This window comes from Gilliamella sp. ESL0250 (genome assembly GCF_013345045.1).
GTDB classification, from domain to species: Bacteria; Pseudomonadota; Gammaproteobacteria; order Enterobacterales; family Orbaceae; genus Gilliamella; species Gilliamella apicola_H.
Window position 1 is genome coordinate 80962 of the sequence record NZ_JAAEDV010000004.1, and the last position, 25311, is coordinate 106272.

The 25311-nt window shown below is 36.1% G+C and carries 21 protein-coding genes; 16 read left to right on the top strand and 5 right to left on the bottom strand.

What is annotated here, in order from left to right:
• The 10 genes from GYY69_RS12745 (at position 1) to GYY69_RS12840 (ending at position 5903) form a co-directional block, all read left to right on the top strand.
• A complete protein-coding gene (locus GYY69_RS12745; RefSeq protein ID WP_238786519.1) occupies positions 1 to 1023 on the top strand; it encodes a hypothetical protein in 1023 nt (340 codons plus the stop codon).
• Between the two features lies 1 nt (position 1024).
• On the top strand, positions 1025 to 1243 hold the full coding sequence (locus tag GYY69_RS04825) for a host cell division inhibitor Icd-like protein (RefSeq protein ID WP_065585764.1): 219 nt from the start codon (positions 1025 to 1027) through the stop codon (positions 1241 to 1243).
• A complete protein-coding gene (locus GYY69_RS04830; RefSeq protein ID WP_174796657.1) occupies positions 1233 to 1466 on the top strand; it encodes a hypothetical protein in 234 nt (77 codons plus the stop codon). Before GYY69_RS04825 ends, GYY69_RS04830 begins: the two co-directional genes overlap by 11 nt.
• Positions 1459 to 1680, top strand: coding sequence for a hypothetical protein (locus GYY69_RS04835; RefSeq protein WP_110454163.1), 222 nt, complete (start codon positions 1459 to 1461; stop codon positions 1678 to 1680). Before GYY69_RS04830 ends, GYY69_RS04835 begins: the two co-directional genes overlap by 8 nt.
• The gene (locus tag GYY69_RS04840) at positions 1667 to 1858 is read left to right on the top strand and encodes a hypothetical protein (protein ID WP_174796658.1); all 192 of its coding nucleotides are present in this window, start codon (positions 1667 to 1669) and stop codon (positions 1856 to 1858) included. Before GYY69_RS04835 ends, GYY69_RS04840 begins: the two co-directional genes overlap by 14 nt.
• Positions 1851 to 2225 (top strand): hypothetical protein, encoded by a 375-nt coding sequence (locus GYY69_RS04845; RefSeq protein ID WP_174796659.1) that lies wholly within the window; start codon positions 1851 to 1853, stop codon positions 2223 to 2225. Before GYY69_RS04840 ends, GYY69_RS04845 begins: the two co-directional genes overlap by 8 nt.
• 10 nt (positions 2226 to 2235) lie before the next feature.
• Positions 2236 to 3687 (top strand): primase-helicase zinc-binding domain-containing protein, encoded by a 1452-nt coding sequence (locus GYY69_RS04850; protein ID WP_174796660.1) that lies wholly within the window; start codon positions 2236 to 2238, stop codon positions 3685 to 3687.
• Positions 3669 to 4574 carry a DNA primase family protein gene (locus GYY69_RS04855; RefSeq protein WP_174796661.1) on the top strand — a complete coding sequence of 302 codons (906 nt, stop codon included), beginning with the start codon at positions 3669 to 3671 and terminating at the stop codon, positions 4572 to 4574. The genes GYY69_RS04850 and GYY69_RS04855 overlap by 19 nt, the downstream gene beginning before the upstream one ends.
• An 806-nt stretch (positions 4575 to 5380) precedes the next feature.
• A complete protein-coding gene (locus GYY69_RS12835; RefSeq protein ID WP_202984949.1) occupies positions 5381 to 5635 on the top strand; it encodes an arsenate reductase/protein-tyrosine-phosphatase family protein in 255 nt (84 codons plus the stop codon).
• A 40-nt stretch (positions 5636 to 5675) separates the two neighbouring features.
• On the top strand, positions 5676 to 5903 hold the full coding sequence (locus GYY69_RS12840) for an arsenate reductase/protein-tyrosine-phosphatase family protein (protein WP_342354064.1): 228 nt from the start codon (positions 5676 to 5678) through the stop codon (positions 5901 to 5903).
• Positions 5904 to 6179: 276 nt separating this feature from the next.
• Here the strand turns inward: GYY69_RS12840 and mukB are convergent, their stop codons facing one another.
• From mukB to mukF, 3 genes are read right to left on the bottom strand one after another with little or no spacing between them, the layout of a single operon-like run.
• Entirely contained in the window at positions 6180 to 10598 is a 4419-nt protein-coding gene (gene mukB, locus GYY69_RS04865) for a chromosome partition protein MukB (protein ID WP_174796662.1), read from the bottom strand.
• A 2-nt stretch (positions 10599 to 10600) separates the two neighbouring features.
• Positions 10601 to 11332: a chromosome partition protein MukE gene (gene mukE / locus GYY69_RS04870; protein ID WP_174796748.1), complete on the bottom strand. Its 732-nt coding sequence runs from the start codon at positions 11330 to 11332 to the stop codon at positions 10601 to 10603.
• A gap of 43 nt (positions 11333 to 11375) precedes the next feature.
• The gene (mukF, locus tag GYY69_RS04875) at positions 11376 to 12698 is read right to left on the bottom strand and encodes a chromosome partition protein MukF (RefSeq protein ID WP_174796663.1); all 1323 of its coding nucleotides are present in this window, start codon (positions 12696 to 12698) and stop codon (positions 11376 to 11378) included.
• A gap of 322 nt (positions 12699 to 13020) precedes the next feature.
• On the opposite strand from mukF, the gene pntA reads away from it, so the two are divergent.
• Together pntA and pntB are read left to right on the top strand one after the other, a co-directional pair.
• On the top strand, positions 13021 to 14553 hold the full coding sequence (pntA, locus tag GYY69_RS04880) for a Re/Si-specific NAD(P)(+) transhydrogenase subunit alpha (RefSeq protein ID WP_174796664.1): 1533 nt from the start codon (positions 13021 to 13023) through the stop codon (positions 14551 to 14553).
• Positions 14554 to 14568: 15 nt separating this feature from the next.
• Positions 14569 to 15960 carry a Re/Si-specific NAD(P)(+) transhydrogenase subunit beta gene (gene pntB, locus GYY69_RS04885; protein WP_174796665.1) on the top strand — a complete coding sequence of 464 codons (1392 nt, stop codon included), beginning with the start codon at positions 14569 to 14571 and terminating at the stop codon, positions 15958 to 15960.
• 1337 nt (positions 15961 to 17297) lie between these two features.
• Here the strand turns inward: pntB and fabR are convergent.
• Together fabR and oxyR are read right to left on the bottom strand one after the other, a co-directional pair.
• Positions 17298 to 17942, bottom strand: a complete 645-nt coding sequence (gene fabR / locus GYY69_RS04890) for an HTH-type transcriptional repressor FabR (protein ID WP_065638342.1) — start codon at positions 17940 to 17942, stop codon at positions 17298 to 17300.
• A 39-nt stretch (positions 17943 to 17981) separates the two neighbouring features.
• The gene (gene oxyR, locus GYY69_RS04895; RefSeq protein ID WP_065638341.1) at positions 17982 to 18908 is read right to left on the bottom strand and encodes a DNA-binding transcriptional regulator OxyR; all 927 of its coding nucleotides are present in this window, start codon (positions 18906 to 18908) and stop codon (positions 17982 to 17984) included.
• Positions 18909 to 19344: 436 nt separating this feature from the next.
• Between oxyR and pcnB the strand changes: the two genes are divergently transcribed.
• The 4 genes from pcnB (at position 19345) to rsmA (ending at position 25307) form a co-directional block, all read left to right on the top strand.
• On the top strand, positions 19345 to 20679 hold the full coding sequence (gene pcnB / locus GYY69_RS04900) for a polynucleotide adenylyltransferase PcnB (RefSeq protein ID WP_446718883.1): 1335 nt from the start codon (positions 19345 to 19347) through the stop codon (positions 20677 to 20679).
• Positions 20680 to 20754: 75 nt separating this feature from the next.
• A complete protein-coding gene (gene lptD, locus GYY69_RS04905) occupies positions 20755 to 23121 on the top strand; it encodes an LPS assembly protein LptD (protein ID WP_174796667.1) in 2367 nt (788 codons plus the stop codon).
• An 82-nt stretch (positions 23122 to 23203) separates the two neighbouring features.
• Positions 23204 to 24517 carry a peptidylprolyl isomerase SurA gene (surA, locus tag GYY69_RS04910; RefSeq protein WP_174796668.1) on the top strand — a complete coding sequence of 438 codons (1314 nt, stop codon included), beginning with the start codon at positions 23204 to 23206 and terminating at the stop codon, positions 24515 to 24517.
• The gene (rsmA, locus tag GYY69_RS04915) at positions 24510 to 25307 is read left to right on the top strand and encodes a 16S rRNA (adenine(1518)-N(6)/adenine(1519)-N(6))-dimethyltransferase RsmA (RefSeq protein ID WP_174796669.1); all 798 of its coding nucleotides are present in this window, start codon (positions 24510 to 24512) and stop codon (positions 25305 to 25307) included. The genes surA and rsmA overlap by 8 nt, the downstream gene beginning before the upstream one ends.
• The last annotated feature ends 4 nt before the right edge of the window (positions 25308 to 25311 follow it).

Here is a 25311-nt window from a genome sequence, read left to right on the forward strand (position 1 = left end):
ATGATGACTACACACCCATTTAACGCCTTAGCAATAGGGCAATATATCCAAGCCCTAAATAATCGCTTAAATTGCTATTTTGACAGGATTAACGCCATCCAAAAGGTGAAATCATTCTTCTTGGTTGGCAATAATTCTAGTTTTCAGTCAAAAAAGCCTATTTCAGTGGAAACCAGTGTAAAAGTACGCACTAAGTACGCAGTGAAAACCTTTTTTTTAATACGTACTAATCATTGCATGGGGTTGAATTTCAAAAGTATGTTTCTTGAGTCCATAAAAAGGAGACTGGGAAAACAAATACCACCAATCAGTGGTATTAATTTAAAAGATTATTTCTTATCTAATTTAGCTAGTTTTTCGCGACAAGTAGCAATAACCCAAGCGGAAAAGTTAGTATTCTCTTTCTTGGATTGCTCGTCTATTCGCTCTATTAATTCATGGGGGAAGCGGATATCTTTACGTTTTGATTTACTTGTTTCGTTTGCCATATTAATTATTCATAAATTATTAATACGGACAATATACACGAAAACAAAGAGTAAAAATAGTGTTGACATGTGCGGACAAAATAAAATATATTGTACGTACATATTTGAAATTAACGTATTAATAAAAACAATAGCCCAGAGAGTTTGCGCCTCAATGAGCTATCTAACCACAAACATTAAACGGAGTAATGCTATGGCTAATAGTAATGATACCCTACGCCCTAAAAATGGGCAACCTGACCTATCTAATTTAATTTCTGTTTTAAATCTCTATCAAGCAGATATTCCAACACACCATTTACTACAAGCTGAGAATCATTTTGAAGAACTACAGCAATCTATTCTATATGGAATAGGTGCGATTGGTAACCTGATGTTTTGGGCTAGTGAAAATGAGAGTTATTCCGAGCAGAACCTTAAAAGTGATATGCGTGATATTGGCTATTTACTAGCACAATTAAGAGATGTTGCCTGTTTCGCTTCAAATCAAATTAACCTACTTGATGCTACACAAAACCGTAAGGGAGGTAAATAGTATGTTGAAAACGAATTATCAAGAAAAAAGTAATCGTGAAACTAAACTATTTAAATTCTATGACCTTACTACTGCCAAAGTATTTGAGGCATTAGCTCCTACAGAACAACAAGCTAGAAAAAGTCTAGGCAAATCATCCCTTATCTTTATTGCCAGAATTCGCTTATATCCAGTCATTGAAGACACTAGAAGCTTTGGAGGTTATCACTATGGGCAATAATAACTTTCAGATAATAAATAACATCGAAACAAAACTTATTCAAGTTCGGAGCATGGCTAAAATCGCTTTGGATAACACTAATTATAAGTGCGCAGGATATGACGAGCCTTTTATCGAACAAACCGATATGAGTAATTTACTGTGGGTTATTGTTGATTTAGTAGAGCAAGCTTTTGATGAGTTACAAGGGTACGGGTTAATGGAGGATAAGAATAATGGCTAATATCTCATTGGACGCAATTAATACTATCAATACAAAACTAGGACAAGCTAACGCTATCACCACGCTTTTAATGGCTGATTGTGATTCAAACACGCCAATTAACGAAGAATTACGCTCCTATGCTCTTGATGCTGTATCAGATTTAATTAACGATTCTAAAAAGCTATTTAGAAGCGAAACCGAGCGCAAGGAGGCAAAGAATGAAAGAGTTTGATTTTGTCCATAACGATGACGGCACTATTACCGCATTAAGGCTTAAAAATGGCAAATATGTAGCGCTACTTTCTTTTGGCAAGGATGAAATCTCTGATTTACTCGCCGATGTCACCAAGCGACTACCGCCCGAAGTTAGGCGATACATGACACAAATTAAGGGGGTAAATCATGGATAATCAGCAAGAAGTAACAGCAATTCATCATAGTATCGTTGATTCTACCATGGCGATTATCGCAGGTTTATTTTTAATTGAGCAGATTAATAAAAACGGTGCCAAGGTGTTTATTCATGAGGGTATCAAGATTGATATTGATAAAGATTTAATTGTTTTAGGGTTAAAAGTTAGTCTTGAAGAATGCTTGATTGAAGACTTTGGCGAAAGTGAGGGGTTAAATCGTACCTATGGACTATTAAAAAAGATGTACGCCGAAAGTGACGATAAACCTATGGCACTAACGCAATTCGGGCAAGAAATGCTTGCAACGTTATTTATTGATTTAGCCGAAGATATCAAAGCTGAATCTAACGCGATAATTCATTAAGGGGGATGTAATGAAAATCAATGAAATTACAGCCCAAGCCGTAGGTAAATGGGATTATATCTTTCAATCATTAGGTATTGAGGTGGGTAATGGCAAACATTGCCCTTGCCCTGTCTGTGGAGGTAAGGATAGATTTAGATTTGATAACCAAAATGGTAGAGGTACTTATATCTGTAACCAGTGCGGTAGTGGTGACGGCTTAGAGCTTATCAAAAACTATTGTCAATGTGACGCTAAAGAAGCATCAAATAAAGTAGCGGAATGTTTAAATCTGTCTAATCAGAATAACAAAATACGGGAAAATCTCGTATTTAGAAAAATAGATTCCGAACAATTGCATAATGATAACATACCAGATAATCCCGTATGTAAAAAGGTCGAGTATTTGCTATCTAAAGCAACATTAGGGCAATCTCAATACCTGACCAAGAAAGGGTTAACCTTTGATTTACCCTTGTTAGATAACGGGCGCATTTTTGTGCCTATGCTGAATCTTCATAATGAATACGCAGGTGGTCAATTTATCGAGCCTGACGGCAGTAAGCACTTAATGAAAAACTCAAATAAGAAAAGTGCTTTTATATTAGTGCGCTCAGTTTTGAGCAGACCTGCCGAGGTGTGCGCAAATTTGCTCGCACATAATGAAATTATTATCTGTGAGGGTTTAGCCACAGGGATATCGATAGCGGAATTCCGCCAACAGTCTATTGTTATATCTGCCATTGACGCAGGCAATCTTATTCATGTAGCTAAGTCTATTCGTGAACTAAATCCTACTACTAAAATCATTATCGCAGGTGATAAAGATATTGGTCAAAGCCCGAATACGGGCTTAGCTAAAGCAATAGAAGCGTCTCAAGCGGTAGATGGTTATTACTCAGTACCTGATACAGATTATAAATGTGATTGGGATGATTATAGACAACAATTTGGAAGTGATAACGCTTCGGCTCATTTTAATAAAAACCTCATAAAACCAGAGTTACCAACCGTGACAAAACTTAACATGCAAAACGAGTTATCAAGCATGAACCTATCGCAAATGGCATCAAGCCAACGCGCCGAACTGCTCAATCAATATTATGATAATAACCTTGCGATTAATCTTACTACCGATGAAATCTATCACTATCAAGATAACGCATGGCAACCTATAAGCGATAAACTGTTAATGCGAACGCTAGCCGATTTATTCACTCAATCAGGCGAGCCATTTAACCCTATGCGAATTAGCTCAGCGGTTGAATCGCTCAGGTTATCACTGCCTATAATGGGAACACCTCAGAAAGATTTAATCTGCTTTAAAAATGGCGTATATGAGCTAAAAAGCCAAACCTTTAGACCTCACAATAAGCAAGATTGGCTATTAGTCAGTAATGATATTGATTACTACCCTGCCAAAGAAAATGAATCTTTTGATACTCACGCGCCAAACTTCGCTAAATGGCTAAAAATATCTTAGCTGCGCTATATATGATATTGGCTAATCGTCATGACTGGCAATTATTCTTAGAGGTTACAGGCGCAGGCGGTAGCGGTAAAAGTGTTTTTGCTGAAATTGCGACGATGTTATCAGGTAAAAACAATACTGTAATAGGCACTATGGACGCATTAGAAAAGGCAAGGGACAGAGCCTTAATCGTGGGTTACTCATTAGTCATATTACCCGACCAACCGCGTTATATGGGTAGTGGTGCAGGATTAAAAGCGATTACTGGCGGTGATGAAGTCGCAATAGACCCAAAACACAAGCAACCCTATTCTTGTAAAATCCCTGCGGTAGTTTTGGTTATCAATAACGAGGCAATGAGATTTAACGAGCGTAACGGCGGTATATCACGGCGTAGAGTTATCTTTCACTTCGGCGAGGTCATCCCTGAAAAAGAGCGAGATTTAAACTTGGTTAGCAAAATAGAGCAAGAACTTCCCTCAATTGTGAGGTTGCTATTAAATGAGTTCACCAGTCCAGCAGAAGCTAAAGAAAGACTACACCAGCAACAACAATCAGACGAAGCGACGGCGATTAAACGCGAATCCGACCACTTGGTGGATTTTTGTAGTTATCTTGATGTGCTGGATCATCCCAATGGTATGCTTATGGGTAATTTAGGCATAATACCGTTTAACCCTAAAAAATATTTATATCATGCTTATATTGAGTATGTGCGCAATACAGGGCTTAATAATCCATTGTCCTTGAGTGGGTTCGGTTTATCATTAAATTACGCCATAAAAGAAAATAGAAAGGCGTACATTAAAAAACGAACTAATATAGGGGTAAAAACTAATTTAGAAATAAACCCAGATAGGTGTAAAGATTGGCTACCTAAAGCCGAAGATCCTAACTAGTAGCTCAAATTGAGCCACTAAAATAAGACCGCCCTAATTGGCGGTTTTTTATTGAGTGAATACCTAAAGTGTACACTTGTGAATAGTAAACATTTAAGTATACACCACTCAAACCCTTTTAGAATAAGGCTTCAAGCAAGTAGTGAACACCGTGCATACTTTTTTATTAAATTTTATTTTTATGGGGAGGAAGTATAAAAAATCTAAAACATAATTAACGGATACCGCTCACCTAGATAAATTTTTACACCGTCAAAATTCTAAAACCAATTTTTTTAACCTTTCAATGTGGCTAGATTAAAATACCTAATTTTGGAGGTCACTTTTTATTTTGGGACTATGCTTGGGACTATTTCTTCAATAAAGAAAAGCAAAACCCTTTATTGGAAAGGCTTTAATAAGATTATTTCAAGTCCCGCCCACGCACCAAATCAATAAACAGTAACATTCTTTTAAACCCACCAAAGCTCATCAAATCTAACAATAACAAGCCTTGAAAACTATTTCATTATTCTGTAAGTATCAGTAAGATATATTTACAACTAAATGTTTTTAGTTATATGGTTAGGTATACAAATACAATATATACCTAAAATTATTACGACCCAAAATACTCTACTATTAACACATTTTTAGTTTAAAGCGCTATTCACAAGAGTAAGAGTAGATTGTATTGGTTAGATACAAGAATGCTCTGTAATTTAAATCAAATTTAGTTAAAAGGTGATAATGGACTTGCGGTTAGTATTAGTTAGTATAGAATTTTCGTAAAGATAACTTCAATATGTAAATAGTCAGGAAATAGAATGTACACTTTAAAAAAATATTTAGCTGGTTTATTGGTGTTTTTTAGTGCATCTTGTTTTTCATTAGAGCATCTTGTCACTTTTGTTTGTACTGGTAATACTGGAAGAAGCCCTATGGCAGAAGCTATCGCTAGTGATTACATAAAAAAACACAATTTTAATATTGTCGTTCAATCCCGAGGTGTCAATGTTGATCCCAAAGAAGTTGTACCCGAAGATGGAACTATTACTGTTTTAAAGTTAAGGGGGCATTGATATTTCATCACACAAAGCGACACAATTAACGAAAGAAGATATCGATAAATCAGAATATTTGTTGACCATGACGCAAAAACATAAAGACACGATTTTAAGTGAATATCCTGAAGCTAAAGATAAAGTATTTACATTAGCAGAATTTTCAACAGGCAAAAAGGAAGACCTTTCTGACCCATATAAAAAACCACTGGAAGCCTATACTAAAGTGGAAAGCCAATTAGATGAGTTTTTGCCATTAGCCTTAAATAAAATAGCAAAAGAGTAATATACTATAGAAATATTAATTGGTATAACAAAATATGTGCATAATTGATAAACCGCCTGAATTGGCGGTTTTTTATATAGATTTGGATATGGTTTATCATACATCAAGAGCTTACTGAAAATACTGAACAAAAAAACGATCACACCTTTAGTTGTCCAAACTCAATTAGTAATTATAAGCTGAATCTGTAATTATATTTTATACTAAAACGTATAGTTACCTGAAACTTTTTTACAAAATACGCCAATGTTTTGCCGACAATGTCGGCAAAACAAATTAAGCAAACCCTCTTAAACCTACCACATGCACATGTTCTTGGTTGTTCATCACTTTACGTACAAGTTTATACGTTGTGCCTTTTTCTGGGCTGATGTTTTCTGGAGCGGCAATGATTAATTGCATTTCTAGCCGTTCGCAAAGCTCAAATAGAGTGGCAATGGATTTGGCATCTAGTCGAGCAGCTTCGTCCAAGAATAATAAACGACATGGTAAAATGTCTTTATTACGTAGTCGTTTGGATTCTTCTTCCCAACTTTGAATAACCATGAGTAAAATTGACATACCCGTACCAATTGCCTCACCGGTTGATAGCGCACCACTTTCAGCACGTAGCCAACCATCCGCACCACGGTTCACTTCAACATCCATTTCAAGATAATTCCGATAATCCAGCAGTTCTTCACCTATATTTTGTGCAGTTCGTTGTCCCATATCAATATGTGGGTTTAAACGTTGATAAAGTTTAGCTAAAGCTTCTGAAAATGTAATACGATTATTACTAAATAGATCTTGATGTTCGTTTTGCTCATCAGCTAATGCTGATAACAAAGTAGAGTGTGCTTCTCGAACACTAACATTTAAGCGTACGCCATTGACTTGACCGAATGCTACCGCTTGTAAACCTTGGTTAAGCATACGTATACGATTTTGCTCTCGCTGTATAGTTTTACGGATAATATTGGACACGCTCTTTGAACTAATTGCCAGCTGCTGTTCACGCGATGTGAGTTCTTCCGTTAAGCGTGACAATTCAATTTCCATCTGTTCGATCGCTTCAATAGGGTCATCTGTTTTCACAATATCTTGGCGAATTCGTTCGCGTAAATGTGCATAAACTGCGATATAGAATTGAATTTTACGTTCTGGACGTTTTGGATCTTCTGATAATCTTAAAACATCCCGTAGATGTTCATTGTCATTAACTGCCAAGCGTAACGAACCCAATGCCTTATCCGACATAGAACGTAGCTCATCAGCACTTAAGTAAGCAAGTTCTCGGCGATGTAGTCGACGTTCAACACTATTTTCTTTAACCAACCTTAATACTAAACACCATCCTGCTTTCGCTTGTACTACCTGTTCGCGAAGTTGTTTATAATCACGCAGTGTTTGAGTTAAGCGTTTTTGCATCTGTGTCATTTCGCTTTCACACATAATCAGTTGTTTTTCAAGCGATGTACAATGTTGACGGTTATTATTTAATTTTTGATGGATTTCATCACGGCGCAATCGCGCTCGTTCTTCTGTGATCGCGTCCGCTTTTACGCCAATTTGTTCGATCTCTTTTTGTAGTTCATGCAACATATCACGCTTAGTTTCAAATGCACTTTTGAGCGAGGCAAGGGTTTGGTTATATTGATTATATTTATCTTGATATTGTTGCATTTGACTACGCGCTTCAGCTCTTTGCGCTTCAACCACTTCTAATCGAGACCGCAATTTTTCATTTAAATCACTATTTTCACTCAACATGCCAGCCGAATCTTCATAACTAAAGTGAGCTCGGCGTTGCATAACTTCAGTTAACGCAAAAACTTGTTGGCGAATCGTTTGTTGCTGTGCTTTGACCATGTTGTAATGTTCACGAAGCGATTCATTTTGTTCAGGATCACTTTGTAATACTGCCACAATCGGTTCAAGTTCTGAAACGGTATTACAATTACGGTTAACATATTGCAGAGAATCTTGCGCTTCAGCTAATTGTTCACGTAATTCATCAACCCGATCCGCTAAATCTTCATCTGCAAGCAAGTGCATCTGAGCAGCAAGCTTATTAACGGTAGCTAATTGCTCTTTGCAATTAATAACTTGTTGTTGGTTTTGTTGATCAATGCTTTCTTGAGATGATAATTGACGTTCAATTTCGGTGCGTCTTGTCGCTAATTTTTGCGCTTCCGCTTCAGGGTCGATATCAAAAGCAACCGCAAGATATTGACCTATAAATTGTCCAATATTTTGCTCAATGCGTTGTAATTTTTGTAAATCAAATGAAATTGTTGCATAACGTTCATGTAATTCATCACGTTCAATCGATAGTTTTTCAAGATGCACTTCACGCGCTGCTCGACCAAATAGTGGTACACTTGGAAAACTTGAAAATCGCCATTGGCGATCGCCTGTTTTGACTAGTACGGATTTATTCATCTCTTCACAATCAAAAACGCTATCATCAAATGATGAAGGATCACCTTCAATAAAGTAGATATCTTCAGGATAATCTTCATCACTTGCAGTAAGGCTTTCTAATTGCTGTTTAACTAATGATAAGTCTGGTACAACGATAGCTTGCCTTGCTGGACCATAGAGCGCTGAAAAGTAAGGCGCATCATCAATGGTTACGTCTTCATAAATTTCAGAAAGTAATACACCGTTGAAGCGTTCAGACAATGCAGATAAACGACCATCATCAACACCACTAGGTTGGTTAAGTTGCTCAATTTGGACATCTAATTGATTACGTCTAAAGCTAATTTGATCTCGTTCAGTAACTAATATTCGCTCTCTTTCAAGTAACTTTTGCATATGTTGAGTCACGGCTTGACTGTTATTAAACGTTTCACCGGTTTGTTCTTGCAAAGCAATTAACGCATCTTGAGCTTTTAACCATAATGGTGCTTTTTGGTGATAATCAGTAATTTTCGATTGAATCTGTTCAAGTTCTTGCCTAAATTCAATACGCTTTTCGCTTGATTCGTTAGCCCGCTCCGCATTCTCATCTAGTTGGGATTCGATCTCTTGTTTTAATTCGTCAAGCTCATCATAATTAATTTGTCGTCCAATACGTTTACAAAACTGTGTTAGTAATGATTCTGCTTCTTTTTGCTCAAAAAAGCGTTGTTCTAGTTCATCAAGTTGTAGCTGTAAATGTTGCGCTTGTTCAGCTTGATAACATTGTGATGGCCATTTTCTTAATGCTTCTTTCGCTGCAACAAAGGCATCACTACGTGTCACATCACCAACTAATTTAATCACCAATTGATAAGCCCGATCAAATTGATTAATGGCTGCATCAGATACACTTAATTTTTGTTCAAGTTCAAGAACTTGTTCGGTGATCTCTTTTTGCTTTTCATCAAACACGGCAAAGTGATCTTCGATATTGCTAATACCTAGTTTTGGTAGCTGACATAATGACTGCGCATTTTTTAGTGCCTGTAAAGCCTGTTGGTATTGAATTGCTCGTGTTTGTTGAACATCAAGTGCTTGCTGATAATCCGCTAACTGTGTTTTGATTTCATCGACTTCTTGCTCTGTTTCGTTAACCTGATCACGATAAACTTGGTACTGTTCATTCGCTTCAAGTACCACTTCGTTTTGTTCTTCAAGCTTTAAATTTAAGTCATCTAAATCTGCTTGATAGCGGTCGATTTTTTCTTGTTGGCGTAGCGCTGTTTGTGCTAAGTTGAGGTGATCATTAGCAGCTTGTAAATCAGTTTCCAAATCGCTTTGCGCTTCTTGATACTCTTTAAGTTCTTTCGCCATTTCTACTTGGCGGTATTGATTACTAATAAGCTGATCTTGCGTTTTAAACATATCACGACGCAAGCCAAGTACCGATTCAATATGCACTCGGCGTTCGTTAGCATGACGCATATAATCGGCCGCGACATAATTGGTCGATTCAGTAATAAGATGTTTGAATAAATCCCGATCGGATTGTGTAACTCGAATCGCTTCTAATGTCATTCGGTTTTCACGCAGTGCCGCTTCCATATCTTGGAAAGCTTTACGCACCCCACCATTTTCAGGTAATAAATAGTCACGTAGTGAACGTGTAATAGCACTTGAGATACCACCATAAAGTGAAGCTTCGATCAATCGGTAATATTTACTTCTATCTGATGGTGAACGTAAGCGTTTTGGTAAAATGCCAAAATCAAACATAACTGAATGATAATCAGTAATCGAGTTAAATTGTTTGAAGATAATACCATCCATCAATTCAACTTTATCTTTTAGTTCGGGTAACGATAAAATGCGAGCTTGTTTGTCATTGAGTCGTTCTGTTACCAATTCTGTTGGGCTTATACCAATAGGTAAACCTTGCAGTAAAAATGGTTTGATATCGACTTTTTTATCGCGACCTGCAACTTGTTGTAAGCGGACACCACAAATAATACGTTGGTTACGAGAATTAATCACATCAAGCATAGAATAACAAACACCTGGTTTTAATTTACCATGCAAGCCTTTGTCTCGTGAACCTGAAGTCGCCCCTGCCTCCGTTGTATTTCTAAAGTGTAATAAGGTTAAGTCAGGAATTAATGCAGTTACAAATGCCGCCATTGTGGTTGATTTACCAGCCCCATTACCACCCGATAGTGTTGTGACTAATTGGTCTAGCTCAAAAGTTCGCGCAAAAAAACCATTCCAGTTAATTAACGTTAATGAGTGAAATTTACCGTGTCCAATCATGTTTATTCTGTCTCCTCATTAACGTCTTCATCTTGTTCTTCGCTGTTATCATTATCTAAAGTCAGTGATGATTCAATTTTAATTGCTTCACCATCTCGGATTAAGCGCAATTGCGCTTCTTGCGCATCATCGCTACTACGTACATCTGCCCCAAAACGGAAGATAGCTTCGTTAATACGAAAACGATTGCTGTCATTGCCAACAATAAAAAAAATCATGCCTAACCGACGTAAGCGATTTAAGGCTGTTTTTACTTTATCAAAGAGTTTTTGGCGATCTAAATCTGAACCGGTTGAACGCTGGTTGACTAATTTTAGTAATTTATTTTCATCAGCTAACGAAACCAGCTCATCAAATAGCTCTTGTAAGGTAAAAATGCCTTCATGAGCCAATCGTTCTGGACTTAAATATAGATAACAAAGTACTTTACCAACAAGCATATCAAGTTCCGATAATACTGAACGAGGAATTAATGTTGTAGAGCGTGGACGCAAGTAGAAAAAGCCTTCTGGCGCTCGAATCAATTCAACATTATAACGTTGATAAAATTGCTCAAGCTCAAGTTGGAAATCCATTAGAAAGGCATGATGATCAAGCTCATCAATACCAATATGCCGCCCTGATCGTAGTAAGCTATCAAGTTCTGGAAAAATTGGATTAGCAATCGCCTGCGCTAATTTTACAGGCATATATTTATCGATTGATGCTTGAGAACTGGCTGCAATACGCCCCATAACTTTATCAAGGTGCTGGGCTGTTGATTCTATTTCTAAATTTTTAGTATTTGTTGATGACATGTGCTTGTACCTTAGCTCCATAATCGTTAATCAGTTTCCATTCGGCAGGGATACCTAGCAAATCGTCTTCGGCAATACCTAAACGAATAGCTTGATCGATAAATAACCTTGCAATATCAAAATGTTGTTCGCGTGGGAACTGCGCTAAATAACTGCGAATGGCAATACTCATATCAAGAGGTTTATTTTCTTGCTTAAAGATCAGTAGATTTTGTTCAATATGCGCAATAATATGCTCTTGGATTTCTTCAATCATTTCAAATTCGAGCTCTGATGGTAATTCGCCAGTTACCTCTGCTTCGTGTAAGACTAATTCTTCATCACGCATATCAAGCAAACGATCAGCATTAGCAAAAGTCAGTGACCAAGGCAAATCAAAGTAATTTTGAATTGATTTACGTAAACGCTGCGAAAAAACGCGATTCTTATCTAAATCAATTGCGGTACGAATAAACTTATGTACATGGCGATCATAACCTATCCAAAGATCTATCGCTTTTTGCCCCCAACCAATAATCCGGTCAAGTTTGCCCTGTAAATCTATAATCACATTGTTAATTTTATCAAGATCAGGATTGTCCAATATTGCATCTTGGATCAAAAGAAGACTAGCTTGTAGCTTATCCCCTGCAGCAGCTAAAGTATCTTGTAACTCACGCAAGGTCTGCGATGTTTCGGTGAGTAAACCTTCACAACTGCTAATTGCTGCTTGCCAATCTTGGCTTAATAAGGCTGAAATGTTTTGCTTCACATCTGCCTGCTGCTCATCCATAACACGTTGCGTGATATCAATACTGTCAAAAATCTCAGCAACAGAATATTTTAACGGCGCAAAAACATTTCGATGCCAATGCAGATCATCTCCCCCTTCAAGCGCAGCGTCGGCAGCACGTTTTAACTCTTGTGCAACTATAGAAAGTTGAAGAGATAAACGTAAGGTAGAAAACTCTCGCTGACGAATATAATAATCAGTAATACCTATTCCCAATGGCGTCAAACGGTAGATAGAAAACCCATCAGTCATTTCACTCGTAAATCGAGTAATAAAACGTTGGCGAACGAGATCGTTTATCGCATTGTTAGCTCTAACAGTTATCGTTTCTTCACTCTGTTCGAAAATTTGCGACACATGGCGGAAGGCATCAACTAATTCAGATTCCGTCATTTCACCATCAAACCGTTCACTATTTAATACCGCTATTGCTAATAAAAAAGCAAGCCGTTCAACTGGTAATAAGATCGAAAAATCATTTTTTTTTGCCCAAGCAACCAATTCTGGCACTGATTGGGAAAAATCAATCATAAAAAATCCTTAATTCAAGGAGAACAAAATCGAAACATACCTCAGAGGTTTTATCTCTGTGCGGTATCAATAAAAATGCTATCAATTATATAACAATATAGAGTAAATTTGTAATGGAATTCGATGAAAGGGTTAAAACTGTATTATTTAAATTATGGCTATTTAGAGATAGCTTCATAATAATATTAATTAATAAATATCACTAAAATAATTTAAAATCTTATTTCTTGAATAAAAAATAGATTCCCTACTCGCACAGAAACCTATTTATGCTAAAATCACCATACATTCTATCTATAAACTAACATAAGGACGTAACGAAATGCATATCGGTATACCTAAAGAACGGTTAGCCAATGAAGCTAGAGTTGCAGCAACTCCTCAAACTGTTGGACAACTGTTAAAACTTGGCTTTACAGTCTCTGTAGAACAGGGCGCTGGACATGCTGCTCATTTTGAAGATCAAGCTTTTATTGATGCTGGAGCAACCATTCAAAACACGCAAGAAATTTGGCAAAATGATCTGATTTTAAAATTTCATGCGCCAACAGATGATGAAATTGCTTTAATGAAAGAGGGATTAACCCTTATCAGTTATATTTATCCAGCTCAACATAAAGAACTATTAGAAAAACTTGCCACTAAAAATATTACTGTTATGGCAATGGACTGTGTGCCACGTATTTCACGCGCACAATCTTTAGACGCATTGAGTTCAATGTCTAATATTGCTGGTTACCGTTCAGTTATCGAAGCAGCAAATCAATTTGGTCGATTCTTTACCGGTCAAGTTACTGCTGCAGGTAAAGTTCCTCCAGCTAAAGTATTAGTTATTGGAGCTGGTGTTGCTGGACTGGCAGCTATTGGCGCAGCGGTGAGTTTAGGTGCGATTGTTCGTGCTTTTGACACCCGTCCTGAAGTTGCTGAGCAAATTAATAGTATGGGGGCCGACTTTTTAGAGCTAGATTTTGAAGAAGAAGCAGGTTCTGGCGATGGCTATGCTAAACAGATGTCAGCCGCCTTTATTGAAGCTGAAATGGCCCTATTTGCTGAGCAAGCGAAAGATGTTGATATTATTATCACAACAGCATTAATTCCAGGCAAGCCTGCACCAAAACTTATTTCGAAAGAAATGGTTGAATCAATGAAACCTGGCAGTGTTATTGTTGATTTAGCAGCATTAACTGGCGGAAACTGTGAATTGACTAAACCAGGTGAAGTTTTCGAAACAGATAACAATGTAAAGATTGTTGGTTATACTGATTTAGCTAATCGTATGCCAGCGCAAGCATCACAACTTTATGGTACGAACATTGTTAACCTATTAAAACTGCTTGCTAAAGAAAAAGACGGAAATATTGATATTAATTTTGAAGATGTCGTAATCCGTGGTGTAACGGTGGTTAAAGACAAAGAAATTACTTGGCCAGCGCCGCCAATTCAGGTATCAGCTCAACCTCAGAAAAAAGCAGCTGAACCAATTGCTAAACCTGAACCTAAACCAATGGATCCTCGTAAAAAATATGGCATTTTAGCTTTGGCTCTCATTGCTTTCTTCTGGCTTGCTCACTCTGTTCCTGAAAGCTTTTTAGGACATTTTACTGTATTTGCATTATCTTGTGTTGTTGGCTATTACGTAGTATGGAATGTCACACACTCTTTACATACTCCTCTGATGTCGGTAACAAATGCAATTTCTGGGATTATATTAGTCGGTGCAATATTACAAGTCGGCGATGATAATAGTTTAACTACGGCGATTGCCTTTGTTGCTATTTTGATTGCTAGTATCAATATTTTTGGTGGATTCTTTGTTACTCAAAGAATGCTGAAAATGTTCCAACGTGGCAAGTAAAGGAGAGCATACATTATGAGTAATGGAATCATTCAAGCAGCCTATGTTATTGCTGCATTACTTTTTATCTTTAGCTTACGGGGTCTTTCTAACCAAGAATCGGCCAAATCAGGAAATATCTACGGTATGATTGGAATGGCAATTGCACTTATCGCGGCAGTTGCTAGTATCAAAGGTGGATTACACTGGATCATCATTGCTATGGTTATCGGCGCTGCAATTGGTTTATATCTGGCCAAAAAAGTGGAAATGACACAAATGCCAGAACTTGTTGCACTACTTCATAGCTTCGTGGGAATGGCTGCGGTTCTTGTTGGCTTAAATAGCTTTTTAGATTCTCACATTCAAGATTTTCACGGTGGTGAACTGACTGTACATTTAGTAGAGATTTTTGTTGGCGTCTTTATCGGTGCAGTAACCTTCTCAGGCTCTATTGTCGCATTTGGTAAATTAAATGGACGCATTAGCTCAAAACCATTATCCATACCAAATAAGCATTATTGGAATCTAGCTGCAATTGTTGTTTCTACCATTTTAATGTTTGTCTTTGTTAAATGCGAAAGTGGAGTAGGTGCTACAATTAGCTTATTAATCATGACAATTATTGCATTCGTTTTTGGTTTCCATTTAGTGGCCTCAATCGGTGGTGCTGACATGCCTGTTGTTATTTCAATGCTAAACTCTTATTCGGGTTGGGCAGCGGCAGCGGCAGGCTTTATGCTAGGTAATGATCTTCTAATTGTAACTGGTGCATTAGTTGGTTCATCAGGTGCTATTCTTTCATATATTATGTGTAAAGCAATGAACCGTTCATTTATCAGTGTTATTGCTGGCGGTTTCGGTAGCGATGGTAGCGCAGCTAGTTCATCTGATGAAGAACAAGGTGAGCACCGTGAAATGCAACCAGCCGAAGTTGCGCAAACATTAAAAGAAGCGCGTTCTGTTATCATCGTTCCTGGCTATGGTATGGCTGTTGCACAAGCACAAGGTGCTGTAAGTAATATTACCGAAAAACTACGCGCAATGGATATCGAAGTAAGATTTGGTATTCATCCTGTTGCTGGACGTTTACCTGGCCATATGAATGTATTGCTCGCAGAAGCCAAAGTGCCTTATGATATTGTTCTTGAAATGGATGAAATCAATGATGACTTCCCTGATACGGATGTTGTTTGGGTTATTGGTGCAAATGATACAGTAAACCCAGCTGCTGAAGAAGATCCAAATAGTCCAATTGCTGGCATGCCAGTTCTTGAAGTTTGGAAAGCAAAAACGGTCGTTATTTCTAAACGATCAATGAATACAGGGTATGCAGGTGTACAAAATCCACTATTCTTTAAAGAAAATAGCTATATGCTATTTGGCGATGCGAAAGATAGTGTTGAAAAAGTATTACAAAACCTTTAATTAACCGCAACCAATACTATTGTGGCATTTTCCACAATAGTATTGGATATATGTCCTTACCACTTATCTGCAAACTTGAGTAATAAAAATTTATACTATTGATAATAACTCAGCTAGCCAAATAATATTCATCTGTAGAAATTAATCGCCCGATTGACAGTAATTTAAGAAAATACGGTAATAAATACACAGAAAAAAACAAAACTAATGCCGTATCACAGACGAGAGATATAACATTTATATCATAAAGAAAAGATAACCATTACCACTTTAGCTAAATGCTTTATGGTTAGTCGACCGACCATCTATAATGTGTAAAAAAAAGCCCAATAGAAACTGTTTATCCTCTTTAACCGGTAAGAACAAAAGTTATAAAAACATGAATTATGGTATTAACCATCTGGTTAAAATAGAAAAAGCCAATGAATATAAAACATGAATACAGGTAACGTAATTTTTTACGTGAGTTTTGCACTCACTATGGGATATTTACACAACTGCTCACTTTTTCAGTTATATTTTTTGTAAAAAATATTCAGGATTCTATACTGTTTCGCGATTAATTGAAAATTCACAGCATCGATTGGTTAAACAAAAAATAACCATGGGATCAATCAAAACTTCGCAAAACCTGACAGTTAATAAATGAATGAGCAAGCCGAAAGCGATAGGTACTTTAATGGAAATGTGATATTTACTTTTAGGTTAAATTTTTGTAAAAAATATTCAGGATTCTATACCGTTTCGCGGTTAATTGAGAATTCACAGCATCGATTGGTTAAACAAGAAATAACCATGGTATCAATCAAAACTTCGCAAAACCTGACAGTTAATAAATGAATGAGCAAGCCGAAAGCGATAGGTACTTTAATGGAGATGTGATATTTACTTTTAGGTTAAATTTTTGTAAAAAATATTCAGGATTCTATACCGTTTCGCGGTTAATTGAGAATTCACAGCATCGATTGGTTAAACAAGAAATAGCCATGGTATCAATCAGAAATTCGCAAAACCTGCCAGTTAATAAATGAATGAGCAAGCCGAAAAGCGTGATACGGACTTTCATGGCAAGGTGGCATCATCAACAAATCGTTAGCGATTAAAAAGATAGAAAACAAAAGATTAAGTGATTTATTCACTTTTATAATGTGGTTCAACTGTATAAAGCGATTCCCAGTAAAATACTTTATGCATTTTTAGAGGATTATTTTAATCATAACGAATAAACAACCCAATGTTTTCCTACAATTAATCTATTTATTACTCACTAAGTACATATTTTATTTTGTTAAATAGTTTCAGGAAAGTATGTGTTTCAGTATAAAATAGCATTTATATTAATGATTATCTTTTTTGATTTGTTCTTTATGATAAAGATAATAAGCACCTCGAGATACCATTCTAAGTTGGAAAATAAGATCCTCAATTAATTTTTCACGCTGTACCAAATCAAAATCAATCGCTTCTGCACCCGCATTAAATGCAATAGTAACCATTGCTTCTGCTTGAGCTTCGTTATAATGATGAGGCATTTGGTTGGCATCATCAAGATAATCGACAAGCTCTACAATAAAGTGTTGAATTTCTCGAGCAATAGCAGAACGAAAAGCTGCTGATGTTCCCGCTTTTTCACGAAGAAGTAATAAAAAGACTTTTGGGTTTTTATCAATAAATTCAATAAATGTGGTGACTGATGTCCGTAATACACTACCGCCTTTTTCAATACGTTTACGTGCTTGGCGTAATAATTGGCGAAGAGTTAAACCACTTTCATCAACCATGGCTAAACCCAACTCATCCATATCACGAAAATGGCGATAAAATGAAGTAGCCGCAATCCCTGCTTCACGTGCTACTTCTCGTAGGCTTAAACTAGCAAAACCTTGCTCAGCATTGAGTTGATTAAATGCTGTTTCAATTAAAGTACGGCGAGTTCTTTCTTTTTGTTGAGCTCGAACCCCGCCGATCTTGATATTTTTCATTTGATAGCTCAATTTTAATATTTTATACCTAACCTACCATTAATTAGCGGCTTTTAATAATTGCTCTTTTTCAGCAAGGACTTTTGGCATATGTTCGCGAATAATTTTAGCTATGGTCTCATAGCGAGCACGTAATGGCGAACCAGGGCGATAAATCAAGGTAATCCTACGTGATGGTACTGGATCTGTACACGGAATATAGCAAATATTATCACGAATTCGCTCGTTAGGTGCAGCAAGCTCTGGAAATAAAGTGATACCACGACCTGCTGAAATCATACTTCGCAGTGTTTCAAGGCTGGTTGCTTTGAACTGTTTATCTTCATCAATGCCAACTTGGAAACAATACCCCATTGCATGTTCACGCAAACAATGCCCATCTTCTAACATTAAGAATTTTTGTCCTTTTAAAGCAGATAATTTAACGGTCTTTTTGCTAGCTAACTCGTTATTTGCATGAACCGCTAAAAACATAGGTTCATCAAATAATGGCAGTTCAATAAATTGTGCAGTTTCCTTAACTTGCGCAACAATGGCACAATCAAGTTTACCGCTTTCGAGCTGAGCAACTATGCTTGCAGTTTGTGCTTCGTGTAAATAAAGCTCTAATTGAGGAAAAGATTCATGTAAAACAGTAATGACATGTGGTAAAAGATAAGGCGCTATAGTAGGAATCAATCCAATATGCATTGGTCCAGACATTTCTTCACCTTGACGGCTAGCCATTTCTTTTAAAATTTGGATATTACGCAAAATCTCTTTGGCCTGTTCAACTAGCATCATACCCGTTTGTGTAAATAACACCTTGCGGCTAGTACGTTCTAATAACATTACGCCTAATTCATCTTCTAATTTTCTAATTTGACCACTAAGAGTTGGTTGACTCACATTGCAAGCATCTGCTGCTTTACGAAAATGGCGAAATTCAGCTAACGAAACAAAATATTCCAAATCACGAATATTCATAATGTCCCCAATAAGTTATTAGTTAATGGTATATACTCAAACAACTTCCATATGTAAGGTTATAACAAATAACATTAAAAAGCTCTTCATAATTTTTTTAAACTATAATGCTTTATAAATAATATTCTGTGAAACAAATAAGTAAGAAGAAGTTTTGAGTATAGTTTTATTTATCTTAATCAGTTAGTTAAAACATTCTAACCAGAGCAAAACAAAATTTGTCGTTTTTAATTAAATACTACTAATATTACTATACTAATTACTATTGTTGATAATTATGTTTAAAAAATCAAATATAATATTTAAGTCATCTTAGAAAATATAATTTTACTGAGTGAAAAAACCGATTCTAAGAAACATGGAAACTTATTAGCAATTACGATATAATCGCGCGCTATGATTGTTATTAAGCCAAAAATACTTTTTGAGGTGCACTATTTTTAAACAAGTTACACGTTTTTATCAAAAGTTTTTTCGTCATGAAGAACAACAAAAAGTTGGCTATGTGTCCATTCCACGCAATGAACACAATATATCCCGTAAAGAAATTAGTGAAAATGCATTAAAAGTCCTTCATCGATTAAATAAACAAGGGTACGAAGCTTATTTAGTTGGTGGATGTATCAGAGATCTCATCTTAGGTAAAACACCAAAGGACTTTGATATCACAACCAATGCAACTCCAGAACAAGTTCAGAAAATCTTCCGTAACTGTCGCCTAGTCGGAAGACGATTTCGTCTTGCTCATATTATGTTTGGTAAAGAAATTATTGAAGTAGCCACTTTCCGTGGCGATCACGGTTCTCAGGAAGGAAAAACCAATATTTCTAAACGTTCGCAATCAGGTATGCTATTACGCGATAATGTCTATGGAACCATTGAGCAAGATGCAATTCGTCGCGATTTCACCATGAATGCACTTTATTACAGTGCAAATGATTTCACCTTACGCGATTACTGTGGGGGACTAAAGGATTTACAAAAAGGCATTATCCGATTAATCGGCGATCCACAGACACGTTATCGAGAAGATCCTGTTAGAATGCTAAGGACTGTTCGTTTTGCTGCAAAATTGAATATGAAAATTGAGCCAACTACAGCTGAGCCAATTCGAGATCTTGCGCCATTATTGAAAAATATCCCCTCTGCTCGACTTTTTGATGAGTCACTTAAACTATTACAAACTGGAAATGGCTATAAAACTTATAAATTACTAAGAGAATATAATCTTTTCGAACAACTATTTCCTATTATTGAACGTTTGTTTGCCAACAATCAAAACGGTTATTTAGAAAAAATTATTGAGCAAGTTCTAAAAAATACTGATTATCGTATTGCAAACAACAAACGAATCAATCCTGCATTTTTATTTGCTGCGTTTTTCTGGTATCCAATTATGGAACAAACACAAGCAACGTGTGTCGAAAGTGGCTTACCATTCCATGATTCGTTTTCGATGGCAATTAACGAAGTGCTAAGTGAACAATGTAAAAATATTGCCATACCTAGACGCTTAACCACCATCATGGGGGATATTTGGCGTTTACAACTACGTATGAAAAAACGAGATGGCAAACGTGCATTTGTTATTTTAGAGCACCCTAAGTTTCGAGCTGCTTATGACCTTTTAGAAATGCGAGCCTCCATCGAAAAAGGAGAACTATTGGAGTTAGCTAAATGGTGGGATGAGTTTCAATATACTTCTGTCGAAAAAAGAATAGTGATGGTAAAACAACTTAGTAAAATCAATAAACGCAAAATGAAACGTTAATTTTTAATTCGCACTTTTATAAATAACCGCTATAATGTTGTAATTAAAATAATCATAATAACTTTTTAATCATTGATGAAAAAATTAGCGCCTTCTCTTATTGCAATAGCCATCACCCTTTCTTTGTATAACAGCTCTAGTTATGCTATAGATTTACCTAAAGCAGCTGTTAGCAATAATCCTCAATGTCTTATAGACGTTCCTAGGTTTGATCGCCCTTTAGTCAATGGAGATATCGATACCTTACCTGTGAATGCTGAGGCTAACCAATTTGAAGCAATCTATCCAAGCATTGCTATCTATAAAGGTGAAGTATTAATAGAACAAGGGAACCGCACTGTTCAAGCAGATAAAGTCACAATTGACACCCATGATAAGGATAATCGAACCGTGACATTAGAAGGCGATATTACTTATCAAGATAATTTAATAAAAATGAAAGGCAATAATGCATCAATGAATCTAAATAATAATGATGCAAATATGACTCCAAGTGACTATCATCTTGTCAATAGACTTGGTCGTGGTAATGCTGATCAAATGAAACTGGCAAAAAACCGCTATGTTATTTTAAAAAATGGTAGTTTTACATCTTGTCCTGTTAATGACAGCACATGGGATATAAAGGGAACAACGGTTATTCATGACAATGAAGAGCAGTTACTAGAAGTTTGGAATGCCGTATTTAGTATTGGCAAGGTACCCGTTCTATACTCGCCTTATTTACAATTACCAACCGGAGATAAACGTCGTTCAGGATTATTAATGCCTAATTTAGGCTATGACAATATTGATGGAATTGATTTTTCACAACCAATATATTGGAATATTGCCCCAAATTATGATGCTACCTTTACGCCAAGATTCTTGCAAGAACGTGGTGTACAACTACAAACAGAATTTCGCTATTTAAATAAACTGGGCTTGGGCACACTTGCGTTTGACTGGCTACAACATGATAGTAAATATGATAAAGATAGAACCACTCATTTAAATGGCAATAATTATGATGACAATCGCCACCGGTGGTTATTTCATTGGAAAAATGAAGAATTAATAAACTATAATTGGCGTTTTTATGCTGATACAACTCGAGTTAGTGACAATCAATATCTGACAAATCTAAGTTCTAAATATGCTTCCCAGACTGCTGGGTATTTAACGCAGTTTTATAAAATTGCTTATAATGACGAGTATTGGGATATCACGTTAGGCTATAAACACTTTCAGCCATTTCACTCAGAATTAAAAAATTCACTTTACCAAACCGAACCACAGTTGGATATGAGTTATTATAATAATGATTTAGGTCCTTTCAAATTTAGAGCATTTTCTCAAGTGTCTCGTTTTTTGACATCTGGGCAAAATAAACCTAAAGCATGGCGAGCACATTTTGAACCTACACTTAATTATACCTTAACCAATTCTTGGTCATCATTAGCCACTGAAATGGGTTTTATGGCAACTCATTATAATCAAGATAATATTAGAAAAAATATTGATCAATATAAAGATTTAGATAAAAACGTAAATCGTTTTTTACCAAAATTTAGTATTGATGGTAAAGTCATCTTTGAGCGAGATATACCTATTATTGATGGCTATACACAAACCTTAGAGCCACGAGTAAAATACATCTATATTCCATATCGAAAACAATCCAATATTGGCGCCTATGATTCGACTATATTACAATCGGATTATATTGGCTTGTTTAGAGATCAGCCTTATAGTGGCCTAGATAGAATTGCTTCAACTAATAAAATATCAACGGGAGTAACCACTCGGTTTTATGATAATAACAAAGTTGAAAAGTTTAACCTATCAATTGGACAAATCACTTATTTTACAAAATCAAAAACGAGTGAACACAATAATGATTTAGATGAAAATTCTGATACCGGTAGTATTACTTGGGCAGCAGATAATTTTTGGCGCATAAGTGATGATATAATCTTTAGAAGTGGCGTTCAGTATGATACTCGAATTGATACCATTTCATTAGCCAATACAACATTTGAGTATCGACCATCGGGTGATAAGTTGGTGCAATTATCTTATCGCTATGCAAACCGTAACTATATTGATACTGTAGATAAAAATCCTTTTTATAGAGGTTATAGACAAGATATTTCCCAAGCAGGAATGATGACAGCTTGGCCACTATCACAAACAATCAGCGCTGTTGGTTCATATTATTATGATGTTAAATTAGGACAATCAGCAGACAGTTTTGTTGGATTGCATTATAGTGACTGTTGTTGGGGCACAACGGTGCAATATGGCAGAAAACTCACAGACTGGGAAAATACTTCTCGCAAAAGTAAATATGAAAATAAGCTGTCTATTAACTTCGAATTACAAGGATTAAGTCATAACCGAGATACCAAAGCTAAAATGCTAAATTTCGGTAAACTACCCTATACAACAACATTTGAATAAGATATTTCTTTAAAATAAATTACCAATAAATTTATTGCAAACATGTCAATCATGCTGCAACAACAAAATGAGTTGAGTGAATATGAAATTATTAAAACTATTTATCGTTTTAAACCTAAGCGTAAGTTTAGGTATTTTAACTCCATTATCAGCTAATGCTGCACCTAAAGTTATAGAAAAAGTTGCAGCAATTGTTAATAATAATGTCATTTTAGAAAGTGATGTTAACGATATGTTAAAAACGATTAAAGCGAGTACCGATCCCAAAAATCTGCCTAACGATAAAGTACTTAGACAACAAATTATTGAGCGTTTAATTATTGAAAATCTAATTTTACAAAAAGCGGCTAAAGCTAAAATTACAGTTAGTGATGACGAGGTAACCGGTGCTATCGATAGAATCGCAGCTGAAAACGGTATGACCATCGATCAACTACGAAGCAGACTTTCGACAATGGGAATCAGCTATGGCGCCTATCGTGAAAGGATCCACAATGACATGTTGATAGAAGAAACGCGAATGCATGAAGTAAGACCTAGAGTCAAAGTTTCAGAAAAAGAAGTGGAAAACTTAGCAAAAAATATTGCTCGCCAGTCAACCAACAATATTGATGTAAAAATCAGTCATATTTTGATTTCCGTTCCCGAAAAAGCATCTAAACAACAAATCGATAACGCTACAAATAAAGCACAAGATATTATTAATCGAGCTCAAAAAGGTGAAAATTTTGCCAAATTAGCCACTTCATATTCAAATGATGATCTTGCTTTAAAAGGTGGCAGTATGGGTTGGCGTAAACTTAATGAATTACCCACTATCTTTGAAGAACGTTTAGTGCGCGCACCAAAAGGTAGTATTATTGGTCCTATCCGTTCAGGGGTTGGTTTACATATTCTCAAAGTTGATGATACACGTTCTGAAGCACCAAAAAAAATTACAATTCAAGAAGTTAATGCTCGCCATATATTGATTAAAACCAATGTATTAGTTACTGACCAAATTGCAAAACAAAAACTAACCGATATTCGAAAATCAATTACCAGTGGTGCAACAACCTTTGAGGCTGCCGCTAAAGCGAGTTCAGAGGATACAGGTTCAGCGAATAAAGGAGGCAACTTAGGTTGGAATCGCCCAGAAGTTTATGATAATGGATTTAAAGCTGCTCTAACTCAGCTAAAAAAAGGAGAAATTAGTCAACCAATAAAGTCATCTTATGGTTGGCATTTAATTCAATTAATTGATACAAGACAAGCTGATGGAACAAATGCGATGAAAAAGGATCAAGCTTATCGACTTATTTTTAATCGTAAATTCTCTGAAGAAGCTCAGGTTTGGATTCAAGAAGTAAAAGGTGACGCTTATATTAAAATCACAGGTGAAGATAACCATGAATAGTCGCGTTCACCAAGGTCATTTCGCTCGTAAGAGATTCGGGCAAAACTTTTTACATGATAATGGCATTATCGAAAGTATTGTTGCCGCTATACAACCGAAAGCAGATCAAGCACTAGTCGAAATTGGTCCAGGACTTGCAGCATTAACAATACCTGTCAGCAAACATGTTGATCATTTAACCGTTATAGAAATTGACAGAGATCTAGCCAGTAGATTAATTGAGAATCCATTTTTAAACAATAAAATAACGGTTATTGAACAAGATGCACTAACCTTTGACTTTAATCAGCTAGCAGATCAATTCGGTAAACCATTAAGAGTGTTTGGTAACTTACCTTATAATATCTCAACACCGTTGATGTTCCATTTATTTCAATATGCAAATATCATCACTGATATGCATTTTATGCTACAAAAAGAAGTAGTAACTCGTTTAGTTGCAGCTCCTAACAGTAAAGATTACGGTAGATTGAGTGTCATGGCGCAATATTATTGTCAGATAATTCCTGTTCTTGAAGTCCCTCCTACATCATTTAAACCAGCCCCAAAAGTTGACTCAGCAGTCGTTAAATTAATACCTTATAAGGAAAAACCTTATTTTGTTAATGATATCAAAATACTTTCTCGAGTGACTACAGAGGCATTTAATCAACGACGTAAAACTATTCGTAACAGTTTAAGTAATATGTTTACTGCTGAACAATTAACTAAATTAAATATTGATCCAAGTTTACGTGCTGAAAACTTAACAGTGCAACAATACTGTCAACTTGCAAACTCATGGAATTAACAGT

Coding starts and splice junctions, on each gene's coding strand:
- GYY69_RS04835 (WP_110454163.1), top strand. CDS start 1,459: ATGGCTAATATCTCATTGGACGCAATTAATACTATCAATACAAAACTA.
- mukE (WP_174796748.1), bottom strand. CDS start 11,332: ATGGGGCGTATTGCAGCCAGTTCTCAAGCATCAATCGATAAATATATG.
- pntB (WP_174796665.1), top strand. CDS start 14,569: ATGAGTAATGGAATCATTCAAGCAGCCTATGTTATTGCTGCATTACTT.
- GYY69_RS04855 (WP_174796661.1), top strand. CDS start 3,669: ATGGCTAAAAATATCTTAGCTGCGCTATATATGATATTGGCTAATCGT.
- pntA (WP_174796664.1), top strand. CDS start 13,021: ATGCATATCGGTATACCTAAAGAACGGTTAGCCAATGAAGCTAGAGTT.
- GYY69_RS04845 (WP_174796659.1), top strand. CDS start 1,851: ATGGATAATCAGCAAGAAGTAACAGCAATTCATCATAGTATCGTTGAT.
- lptD (WP_174796667.1), top strand. CDS start 20,755: ATGAAAAAATTAGCGCCTTCTCTTATTGCAATAGCCATCACCCTTTCT.
- GYY69_RS04825 (WP_065585764.1), top strand. CDS start 1,025: ATGTTGAAAACGAATTATCAAGAAAAAAGTAATCGTGAAACTAAACTA.
- mukF (WP_174796663.1), bottom strand. CDS start 12,698: ATGATTGATTTTTCCCAATCAGTGCCAGAATTGGTTGCTTGGGCAAAA.
- GYY69_RS04830 (WP_174796657.1), top strand. CDS start 1,233: ATGGGCAATAATAACTTTCAGATAATAAATAACATCGAAACAAAACTT.
- GYY69_RS12835 (WP_202984949.1), top strand. CDS start 5,381: ATGTACACTTTAAAAAAATATTTAGCTGGTTTATTGGTGTTTTTTAGT.
- fabR (WP_065638342.1), bottom strand. CDS start 17,942: ATGAAAAATATCAAGATCGGCGGGGTTCGAGCTCAACAAAAAGAAAGA.
- GYY69_RS04850 (WP_174796660.1), top strand. CDS start 2,236: ATGAAAATCAATGAAATTACAGCCCAAGCCGTAGGTAAATGGGATTAT.
- GYY69_RS04840 (WP_174796658.1), top strand. CDS start 1,667: ATGAAAGAGTTTGATTTTGTCCATAACGATGACGGCACTATTACCGCA.
- mukB (WP_174796662.1), bottom strand. CDS start 10,598: ATGATTGGACACGGTAAATTTCACTCATTAACGTTAATTAACTGGAAT.
- rsmA (WP_174796669.1), top strand. CDS start 24,510: ATGAATAGTCGCGTTCACCAAGGTCATTTCGCTCGTAAGAGATTCGGG.
- oxyR (WP_065638341.1), bottom strand. CDS start 18,908: ATGAATATTCGTGATTTGGAATATTTTGTTTCGTTAGCTGAATTTCGC.
- surA (WP_174796668.1), top strand. CDS start 23,204: ATGAAATTATTAAAACTATTTATCGTTTTAAACCTAAGCGTAAGTTTA.
- GYY69_RS12745 (WP_238786519.1), top strand. CDS start 1: ATGATGACTACACACCCATTTAACGCCTTAGCAATAGGGCAATATATC.